The 9,864-nt window shown below is 66.4% G+C and carries 8 protein-coding genes; 6 read left to right on the forward strand and 2 right to left on the reverse strand.

Going from position 1 to position 9,864, the window contains the following annotated elements:
- The first annotated feature begins 14 nt into the window (after positions 1-14).
- The 6 genes from ACFCYE_RS09345 to rpsT all read left to right on the forward strand — a co-directional run bounded on the left by ACFCYE_RS09345 (position 15) and on the right by rpsT (position 6,931).
- Positions 15-998 carry an ABC transporter permease gene (locus tag ACFCYE_RS09345; RefSeq protein WP_376178127.1) on the forward strand — a complete coding sequence of 328 codons (984 nt, stop codon included), beginning with the start codon at positions 15-17 and terminating at the stop codon, positions 996-998.
- Positions 998-1,915: an ABC transporter permease gene (locus ACFCYE_RS09350; RefSeq protein ID WP_376178129.1), complete on the forward strand. Its 918-nt coding sequence runs from the start codon at positions 998-1,000 to the stop codon at positions 1,913-1,915. The genes ACFCYE_RS09345 and ACFCYE_RS09350 overlap by 1 nt, the downstream gene beginning before the upstream one ends.
- Positions 1,912-3,843, forward strand: coding sequence for a dipeptide ABC transporter ATP-binding protein (locus ACFCYE_RS09355; protein WP_376178130.1), 1,932 nt, complete (start codon positions 1,912-1,914; stop codon positions 3,841-3,843). Before ACFCYE_RS09350 ends, ACFCYE_RS09355 begins: the two co-directional genes overlap by 4 nt.
- 161 nt (positions 3,844-4,004) lie before the next feature.
- Entirely contained in the window at positions 4,005-5,723 is a 1,719-nt protein-coding gene (locus ACFCYE_RS09360) for an ABC transporter family substrate-binding protein (RefSeq protein ID WP_376178132.1), read from the forward strand.
- Between the two features lie 89 nt (positions 5,724-5,812).
- The gene (locus tag ACFCYE_RS09365; protein ID WP_376178134.1) at positions 5,813-6,544 is read left to right on the forward strand and encodes an alpha/beta fold hydrolase; all 732 of its coding nucleotides are present in this window, start codon (positions 5,813-5,815) and stop codon (positions 6,542-6,544) included.
- Positions 6,545-6,670: 126 nt separating this feature from the next.
- Positions 6,671-6,931 carry a 30S ribosomal protein S20 gene (gene rpsT / locus ACFCYE_RS09370; protein WP_264154952.1) on the forward strand — a complete coding sequence of 87 codons (261 nt, stop codon included), beginning with the start codon at positions 6,671-6,673 and terminating at the stop codon, positions 6,929-6,931.
- 178 nt (positions 6,932-7,109) lie between these two features.
- On the opposite strand, the gene holA is transcribed toward rpsT, so the two are convergent.
- Together holA and ACFCYE_RS09380 are read right to left on the reverse strand one after the other, a co-directional pair.
- On the reverse strand, positions 7,110-8,141 hold the full coding sequence (holA, locus tag ACFCYE_RS09375) for a DNA polymerase III subunit delta (protein ID WP_376178136.1): 1,032 nt from the start codon (positions 8,139-8,141) through the stop codon (positions 7,110-7,112).
- 10 nt (positions 8,142-8,151) lie between these two features.
- A partial coding sequence (locus ACFCYE_RS09380; RefSeq protein WP_376178138.1) for a ComEC/Rec2 family competence protein occupies positions 8,152-9,864 on the reverse strand: 1,713 nt, incomplete at its 5' end.

Below are 9,864 nucleotides of genomic sequence, written 5' to 3' on the forward strand. Positions count from 1 at the left end.
AAAGACTCATCACCTTGATCAAGTATCTCGTGCGCCGCCTACTCGGGTGGGTGCTGATGATCGTCATCGCGACGAACATCACCTATTTCCTGGCGTGGAACTATCTCGACCCCGCGAACAACTACGTCGGACGACGTCCCCCGCTCTCGCAGGAGCAGATCGACGCGCTCCTTCTCCCACGCAACCTGAGCGATTCCGTGCCGCTGTTCGAGCGGTGGTGGACCTGGCTCTCCGGCATCATCTTCCGCTGGGACTGGGGCATGGGCCCGACCGGCGAATCCGTCAACGAGCAGGTCGCCTACCGAGTCTGGATCAGCGCGGAACTCGTGCTCGGCGCGACCATCATCACGACCGTGCTCGGAATCGCGCTCGGCGTGTACACCGCATCGCGGCAGTACAAGCTCGCCGACCGCATCGGTCAGGGAACAAGCATCATCACGATGAACATCCCCACCGTGGTCGCCGGCTTCGCGCTCGTCCTCCTCGCGATCAACTTCAACAACGCCGTGGGTACGACGGTCTTCTACGTGGTCGGTTCGTCCAGCCCCGGTGTCGAAGGCTTCTTCCCTGTGCTGATCGACGTCCTCCAGCACCTGACGCTGCCGACACTCGGTCTCGTGATCACCGGCTACGCGTCGATCCACTTCCTGCAGCGATCGCTCCTGCTGGACAACATCAAGGCGGACTACGTGCGAACCGCCCGCGCGAAGGGCCTGACGAAGCAGCAGGCCATCCGCAAGCACGCGCTGCGCACGTCGATGATCCCCGTGACCACGCAGGTCGCCTTCACGATTCCGGCGGTCTTCACCGGCGCAGTCCTCACCGAGTCGATCTTCAACTGGAACGGTATGGGGCGCTACTTCATCCAGACCCTGAACGGCAACGACATCCACGGCGTCGTCGCGGTCGCCGCGTTCGGTGCCCTCATGACGGCGATCGGCGCCATCCTCGCCGATGTCACCGTCGTCATCCTCGATCCGAGAGTGCGGGTGAGCTGATGTCTCTGGAAGCAATCGAAGTCTCCACGGAGATCGAGAACAAGCTGAAGACGCGCAAGCGCACGTCGCTCATGAAGCTGTACACGCGACGCTTCATGCGCAACCGGGGTGCGGTCATCGGGATGGTGATCCTGGCACTTCTCGTGGTGTTCGCGATCGTCGGCCCGCTCATCTCGCCTTACAGCCCGTCCGACCTGGACTTCCTGGCCCTGCGTCAGGCTCCGTCGGCCGAGCACTGGTTCGGCACGAACGGCTCCGGCAACGACAACTTCGCCCAGGTCGCGACCGGTCTGCAGCGCTCCATGATGATCGCCGTCGTCGTCGCGTTCGGCACGACGGCGGTCTCGGCCATCGTCGGTGCCACCGCCGCGTACTTCCGCGGCCCGTACGAGCGCATCATGCTCGCGGTCATCCACTTCATGATGGTGATCCCGAACTTCCTGATCCTCGCGATGATCTCCAACGACGCCGGCGGCAACTGGATCGTGATCTCGCTGGTCATGGTCTTCGTGGTGGGCTGGTTCATGCCGGCGCGCATCATCTGGACGCTGTCGCTCTCGCTGCGCGAGCGCGAGTACATCCACGCCGCACGCTACGCCGGTCTGCCTGGTCTCAAGATCGTCACGCGGCACATGCTGCCGAACATCGGCTCGCTGCTCGTGATCAACTTCACACTCGGCGTCGTCTCCGCTGTGCTCACCGAGACCGCGCTCTCCTTCCTCGGATTCGGTGTGAAACTTCCGGATGTCTCGCTCGGTGCTCTGATCGGCTACGGCTCGAGCACGCTCGTGAGTGCTCCGTGGTTGTTCTACTTCCCCGCGCTCGCACTGACGCTGCTGACTGTCTCGATGGCGCTCATCGCCGACGGACTGCGCGATGCCCTCGATCCGACTTCGGCGGCTGGAGGTCGCGCATGAGTACAGTTCTGTCCGTCCGCGACCTCAAGGTCAGCTTCCCGTCCGAGGCCGGCCGCGTGGATGCCGTGCGCGGCGTCTCCTTCGATCTCGAATCCGGCAAGACGCTCGGCATCGTCGGCGAGTCAGGCTCCGGCAAGTCCGTCACGTCCCTGGCGATCATGGGCCTGCTCGACGACAACGCGAAGGTCACCGGCTCGATCGTCTACGACGGTCAGGAACTGCTCGGCAAGACCGACAAGCAGCTCTCGGTGATCCGCGGCAACGGCATGTCGATGGTCTTCCAGGACCCCCTGACCTCGTTGACCCCGGTGTTCACGATCGGCGATCAGCTGATCGAAGCTCTCACGGTTCACCGCAGCCTGTCGAAGAAGGAAGCATGGGACCGCTCGGTCGAACTGCTCTCCCTCGTCGGCATCCCCGAGCCGGAGCGGCGGATGAAGTCGTTCCCGCACGAGTTCTCCGGCGGAATGCGTCAGCGCGTCGTCATCGCCATCGCGATGGCGAACAACCCGAAGCTGATCATCGCGGACGAGCCGACGACGGCTCTGGACGTGACCATCCAGGCGCAGATCCTGGAGCTCATGGGCAAGGCGCAGGAAGAGACCGGCGCCGCGATGATCATGATCACGCACGATATGGGCGTCGTCGCGAAGACCGCAGATGACGTCCTCGTCATGTACGCGGGCAAGCCCGTCGAGCATGCGGCCGTCCGCGAACTCTTCTACCGCACGCGGATGCCGTACTCGATCGGTCTGCTGGGTGCGATCCCCCGCGTCGACAAGGCCGAGAAGGTCCCGCTGATCCCGATCAAGGGCAACCCGCCGCTGCTGATCAACCTGCCGGATGCCTGCCCGTTCGCCGATCGCTGCCCGATCGCGATCGATGCCTGCCGCGACGGTGAGCCCGCGCTCCTGCCCATCAGCACAGGTGGCGGCGACGACCACACGGTCGCCTGCATCAGGGCGAACGACATCGACGATGACGGCAACATCGGCGGAATGCCGGTGTTCCCCGTACCGGAGATCCCCGAGAGCGAACTCGTGCGGACCCCGCGCGAAGAGCGCCCGATCACCCTCGAGGCGATCAACCTGAACAAGACGTTCCCGCTCATGAAGGGGTCCCTGTTCAAGCGCAAGGTCGGAGAAGTCCACGCGGTCAAGGGCATCAGCTTCGACGTCCGGCAGGGCGAGACGCTCGCCATCGTCGGTGAATCCGGCAGCGGCAAGACCACGACACTGTTGCAGATCATGGATCTGGTCAAGCAGGAGGACGGCGACATCCGCATCGCGGGCAAGAGCGTCGCAGACATCAAGTCCCGCGCCGAGGAGCGCAAGCTGCGCCGGGACCTGCAGATCGTCTTCCAGGACCCGATGGGCGCCCTCGACCCCCGCATGACCGTATGGGACATCATCGCCGAACCCATGTTCGCGATCGGGATGGGCAAGGACGAGGTCTTCGACCGCGTGGAGGAGCTCATGGCCCTCGTGGGTCTGGACCCTGCGCACAGCGACCGGTTCCCGCAGGCCTTCTCCGGCGGCCAGCGTCAGCGCATCGGCATCGCCAGAGCACTGTCGACCAATCCCAAGGTCGTGGTGCTCGATGAGCCCGTCTCCGCGCTCGACGTGTCGATCCAGGCCGGCGTGATCAACCTGCTCGATGAGCTCAAGTCCAAGCTCGGCCTGTCGTACCTGTTCGTGGCGCACGATCTCGCCGTGATCCGGCACATCGCCGACCGCGTCGCCGTGATGTATCGCGGGTCGTTCGTCGAGCACGGCGACGTGGACCAGGTCTTCGACAACCCCCAGCACCCGTACACGAAGGCACTGCTCTCTGCCATCCCTATTCCCGACCCGGACATCGAGCGGACACGCGAGCGAATCATCCTTCCGGTTGAGGGATTCGACGCCACGGCGGTAGCCGCCAGCTGACCTGCGGGCGCATTTCGCACGATTCGATGACGCTTGCGAAACAGTCCTGTGACGCTTTCTGCACAGTCCGATAACGAATCGGCGCGCAATGCGATCCGCTCGCCAGGGGCGGAATAGTCTGCCTCTATCCCAAGTAAGGCCGACAGGCACTAAGGAGTACCATGAAACGGCATCAGAAGCTGATGGGCATCGCCGCTCTCGGCGGCGCCCTCGCACTCGCCATGAGCGCATGTGCACCAGCGACCAACGGTGGCGGTAACGAAGGCGAGGGTGAAGCCCCTCAGACCGTCGAAGGCGCCGACTACAACCCCCAGCCGCGCGAGAACCTCGAGGCCGGTGGCGAGCTGCGCATTCCCGTCTCGAACATCGCCGAGCAGCTGAACTACTTCCACGGCGACGGTGACGCCCGCGTCACGCAGATCGGCACGTGGTTCCGTCCGCAGGTCCTGCTGATGGACCCGGATGGCACGGTCAAGCCCAACCCGGCTTACCTCGACGACTACTCCTTCGGTGTCGAGGACGGCAAGACCGTCCTGCACTTCAAGGTCAACGAGAAGGCTGTCTGGAACGACGGCACGCCGATCGACGTCACCGCCTTCAAGGCGACCTGGGAAGCCCAGAACGGCACGAACGAGGCGTACCTGCCGAACGCGACCGACGGCTGGAAGGAAATCGAATCCGTCGAGGCCGGCGAGAACGACCACGACGTCATCGTCACCTTCAAGGGCGAGTTCGCCTGGCCGGAGATGGTCTACTCCCAGCTGCTGCACCCGGCCGTCAACACGCCGGAGCTGTTCAACACCGCGTTCCTCGGTGACTGGCACCCGGAGTGGGCCGCGGGCCCCTACACGGTCGAGGACTACGACAAGACCGGTGGCGTGGTCACGCTGACCCCGAACCCCAAGTGGTGGGGCGACGAGCCGCTTCTCGACAAGGTCACCTTCATCCAGATGGAGCCGACCGCTGCCGTGAATGCTCTGCGCAACGGCGAGGTCGACATGGCCGAGACCGGCAGCGCCGAGCTGCTCGCTCAGGTCGAGGACCTCGAGGGCGTCGAGACCTACAAGGGTCAGGCGACCGCGAACGCGATCTTCACGCTGAACGCCGCGAACCCCGTGCTCGCCGAGCTCGATGTCCGCAAGGCCATCTTCGAGGCGATCAACATCGAGCAGATCAAGGAGATCATCTTCAATGGTCTCAACTACACCGAGGAGCCGGCTGGCTCGCTGACGCTGTTCTCGTTCCAGCCCGACTACAGCAACGCGCTCGAGGAGGCCGGCCGCAAGGACGGCGACACCGAAGGCGCCAACAAGCTGCTCGACGAGGCTGGCTGGGTTCCCGGTGAGGACGGCATCCGCGAGAAGGACGGCCAGCGCCTGAAGCTCGTGTTCCCGGTCCACTCCGACACTGAGACCGCTCGTGCGCGTTCGCTCGCGGTGCAGTCGCAGCTCAAGGCTGTCGGCGTCGAGGTGGAGATCGATCAGCGTCCGTCCGCGGAGTTCGCCGAGGACTACAACACCCAGAACGGTGACCTCTTCTTCCTCAACTTCACGTCGTCCGACCCGTTCGGTGCAGCCTGGTTCTGCCAGCTGTACTGCTCGGACAGCGGCCTGAACCTGTCGGGTACCGGTACGCCGGAGATCGACAAGATGATCCACGAGGAGCTGGAGACGATCTCCGACCCGGTGGAGCAGACGAAGAAGGCCATGGAGATGGAAGCTCAGATCTTCTCCGAGACCTGGGGCATCATCCCCGTCCTGAACGGCCCGGAGATCTGGACCGTCAAGGCAGGTCTGGCGAACCTCACGCCTGAGCCGTACGTCGGCCTCGACCTGTTCGGCATCACGCCGGTCGAGAACGTGGGCTACGAGAAGGAGTAACTTCTCGCACTCATGAGGCGGGGTCGGTGGTTCATCCACCGGCCCCGCCTTCGTGCATGTCGGCATGTCTGTTCTCTAAGCTGAGGCGCGTGAAGCCTCGCGTCGTCCTCGTCCACGGCATCCGCACCTCGCGGACCATGTGGCGCAGCCAACTCGAGCATCTCGAGGCACTCGGGATCAGCGGCGTGGCGGTTGATCTCCCCGGACATGGCGCGCGCATGGACGAGCCCTTCACGCTGACGGACGCGTTCGCGACGATCGACACTGCGGTGCGGGATGCCGCCGTGCACGGGCCCGTCCTCCTGGTCGGCCATTCGATGGGCGGCCTGCTCTCTGTCGCGTACAGCGGGCAGGAGGATGCCCCGCCGCTCGCAGGCCTCATCGGCGCGTCCTGCACGGCGCTCCCCCGTGGTGTCGCGCTGTCGACGTACCGCTTTCTCGCGCAGCAGTTCGACGCGCTGCCCGATCGTGGGCTGTGGCTCAGCAAGCGAGTCCTGGCCGCAACGCTGCCCGCAGACACGCGTGCGGATTTCGAAGCCGGCGGCTACGCGTTCGATACGCAGGGCATCGCACTGACCAGCCTCGCCGACCTCGATCTCACGACGTCGCTCCCCCGCATCCGGATCCCGGTGTGGTGGATCAACGGGCAGTTCGATCAGCTGCGGATGCACGAACGGCTCTTCCAGCAGTTGGCGCCGCATTCCGAGCTCATCGTCGTCCCTCGGACGACGCATCTGGTCACGGCGATGCGGCCTCAGGTCTTCAACGCACTGCTGGACCTGGCCGTCGCGACGCTCGAGCGGGACGCCGCGCGCAGTTGATCGCAGCAAACCTGGTAGGCTTGGTTCTTGGCTTGCGTGTGGGTGAACCCCTCACGACCGCTGGACAGCAGCCCCTCTACTGCTCCCGGCATTCCCATTCCCATCTCTGAACGAAAGCTTCCACGCGTGGCAAACATCAAGTCGCAGATCAAGCGCATCAAGACCAACGAGAAGGCGACGGCCCGCAACAAGGCTGTCAAGTCCGAGCTCAAGACCGCCGTCCGTCAGACCCGCACGGCCATCGCCGCGGGCGACAAGGCCGCTGCCGAGGCGGCGCTGAAGAAGGCGACCAAGAAGCTCGACAAGGCCGTCAGCAAGGGCGTCATCCACGAGAACCAGGCGGCTAACCGCAAGTCCTCCATCGCCAAGCAGGTCGCAGCTCTCTGAACGGCATCTGCTCTCTGAGCTGATTCTTCGAAAGGCCCGTCCCGTTCGCGGGGCGGGCCTTCGTCGTTCCCTGCATCCGGGTCGGAAGGCTGGAGTTCTCCCGGATGCATCGCATTTCCGCGGCCGACGAGTCGTCGAACGTACGGTCTCCCGGCATCCGTCATGCAGTGGAGACGCGCTACTCCCCGAACGGGGAGCGCGTCGCGATGACGGTCACCATGCGTTCGAGGGCGAAGATCGGATCGCGTGCGGCGCCCTTCACCTCGGCATCCGCGCGTGCCGTGGCCTGGATCGCGAGTCCGAGGGACCGCTCGTTCCACCCGGCCAGGTCTCGGCGCGCGCGATCGATCTGCCAGTCCTTCATGCCCAGCCGTGTCGCGATCTCGCGACTGGAGCCGCGGATGCCGGCGACTTTGGCCATCGTCCGCAGCTTCATCGCGAAGGCGGCGACCATCGGAACCGGATCCGCGCCGGACGCGAGAGCGTGCCGGAGGGACACCAGCGCCTCGCCGTAGCGCCCCGCGATCGCGGTGTCAGCCACCACGAAGGCCGAGACCTCGACGCGTCCGCCGTAGTACTTCGTGACGACGTCCTCGGTGACGTCGCCCTGGACGTCGTTGATGAGCTGCTGGCACGCGGCGGCGAGCTCGGTGAGATCGTCGGCGAACGCGGAGACCAAGGCGCGCAGCGCCTGCGGCTGGATGCGCTTGCTCGCGGCCTTGAACTCCCCCGCCGCGAAATCGAACCGGTCGCTGTCACGCTTGACCGCCGGGCAGGCGATCTCGATGCCGCCGCCTGCGCCGGCCCGCAGCGCGTCCAGCAGCTTCTTACCGCGGACGCTCGCACCGGTGTGACGCAGGACGACGGTCGCGCCTTCCTGCGGGTTGTCGAGGTAGGACACCGCCTCCTGCAGGAAGGCATCCGAGCACTTCTCGACCCCGGAGACGCGGACCAAGCGCGGTTCGCCGAACAACGACGGCGATGTGACCGCCAGCAGTGTCCCCGCCGCGTAGTCGTCGGCCCGGATATCGCTGACCTCGAGAGCCGGATCCTCGGCGCGAAGGTACTCGCGGACGCCGGCGATGGCGCGCTCCGCGCACACTTCCTCCGGACCCGAGACGAGTACTACCGGCGCGGGACGCGGCTCTCGCCAGGACACCTGAGGGATCTTCGCCGCCGCCTTGCGTGCGGGGGTGCGAGCGGCTGCCATAGCTGCCAGCCTACCCGGGGCCGCCGACCTCGGACGGTGCGTCCGCGGCATCCGACCGCTCGGTCCAGATGATCAGTTCGTCGTCTCGACGGCCGAGCAGGACACGCCCCTGCTGGTCGGTGCGCAGCGTCGTCGCCCCGACGGCGGTGACGAGGTCCAGAGTCTCCGCGCGCGGATGACCGTAGTCGTTATCGACTCCGGCGCTGATGATCGCGATCACCGGCTTCAGCGTCGCGTACAGCCCGGCATCCTGATCCGCGCTGCCGTGGTGCGCAACTTTGACCACCGGGTACGGCGGACGCAGCGCACTGGATGCGGCGAGCAGCCGTTGCGGAGTCGCGGAGAGGTCGCCGAGGAACAGCGACTTCGGCATGTCCTCGCCGTCGAACTCCACCACCACGCTCGCGTCGTTGCCGGATGGGAACGCCGCCTGCTGCGCTCGAGGCCAGAGCACGCGCCACCGCGCCGTGCCGAGCTGTCCGCTCTGCCCCGCCGATGCTTCGACGACGGACGCGCCGCGGGTCGTGAACTCGGTCAGCAGGCGCGCCTCGTCCGGTTCGGCAATCGGCCCGTGCAGCACCGTCTCGACACGGTCGAACATCGCCGAGGCGCCACCGGAGTGATCCAGATCGAAGTGCGTGAGCACGAGGAGGTCGACGCGGTCGACGCCGAGCGACCCCAGGCATCCCGACAGCGCATCAGGATCGGGTCCGGTGTCGATCACGGCGACGCGCGCCTCCGACCGCACGACCATCGCGTCGCCCTGCCCGACATCGCAGGCCGCGATCGACCAATCCCCCGGGACCGCGATCACGGCGAGCGGACCGTCCAGCAGCACGCGAGCGCCGCCCAGCGCCACCGCGATGACGAGCACCGCGGCCGCCGATCGGAGCGCGCCACGCGGCGGCGGAACCCCGGATCGCCCTCGGCACAGCAGGACGGCGCACGCGGCGCTCAGCACCAGCACGACGGCGGACGTGGCGAGCCCCGGCACGACCAGCAGCTGAGCCCCGGGTAGCTCCGAAGTGGTCGCCGCCGTGGTGGCTATCCATGCAGCCGGAAGCCAGGCGACGGCGGCCAGGAGATCGGCAAGAGCGGGTAGCGGGGCCGCCAGGCAGGCGAGCAGCCCGACGACCGTGGCGATCGGGGCAGCCGGAGCCGCGAGCATGTTCGCCACGATGCCGATCAACGACTGCTGCTCGGCGAACAGCGCGATGATCGGACCGCACACCAGCTGCGCGGCGATCGGGACCGCGACTCCGAGCGCGAGCGGTTGCGGCAGCCAGCGTTCGAGGCCGCGTGCGATCGGCGGCGCCAGCAGGATGAGCGCTCCCGTCGCCGCTGCCGACAGGGCGAAGCCGGGCGTCGCGGCGAGCCAGGGATCGGCGACGAAGATGCCGGTGACTGCCAGGCACAGCACGCTCACGCCCGCGCTCGGTCTGCCGAGCAGGACGGACAGCATGCCGAGGCCGGCCATGGTCGCCGCGCGGATCACGCTCGGTTCAGGCGTCACGAGGACCACGAATGCCGCGAGTGTGCTCAGCGCGACGATCACACGCAGGCGTCGTCCGCCCCCGCAGAGCGCGACGAACCAGAAGGCGGCACCGACGACGATCGCGCAATTCGCTCCGGAGACCGCTGTGAGGTGGGACAGTCCGCTGGTGAGCATCGCGTCGTTCAGCTCGGCGGACACGGCCGTTGTGTCGCCGACCGCGAGCCCGGG

This window comes from Microbacterium sp. NPDC056234 (assembly GCF_042267585.1).
Classification (GTDB): Bacteria; Actinomycetota; Actinomycetes; order Actinomycetales; family Microbacteriaceae; genus Microbacterium.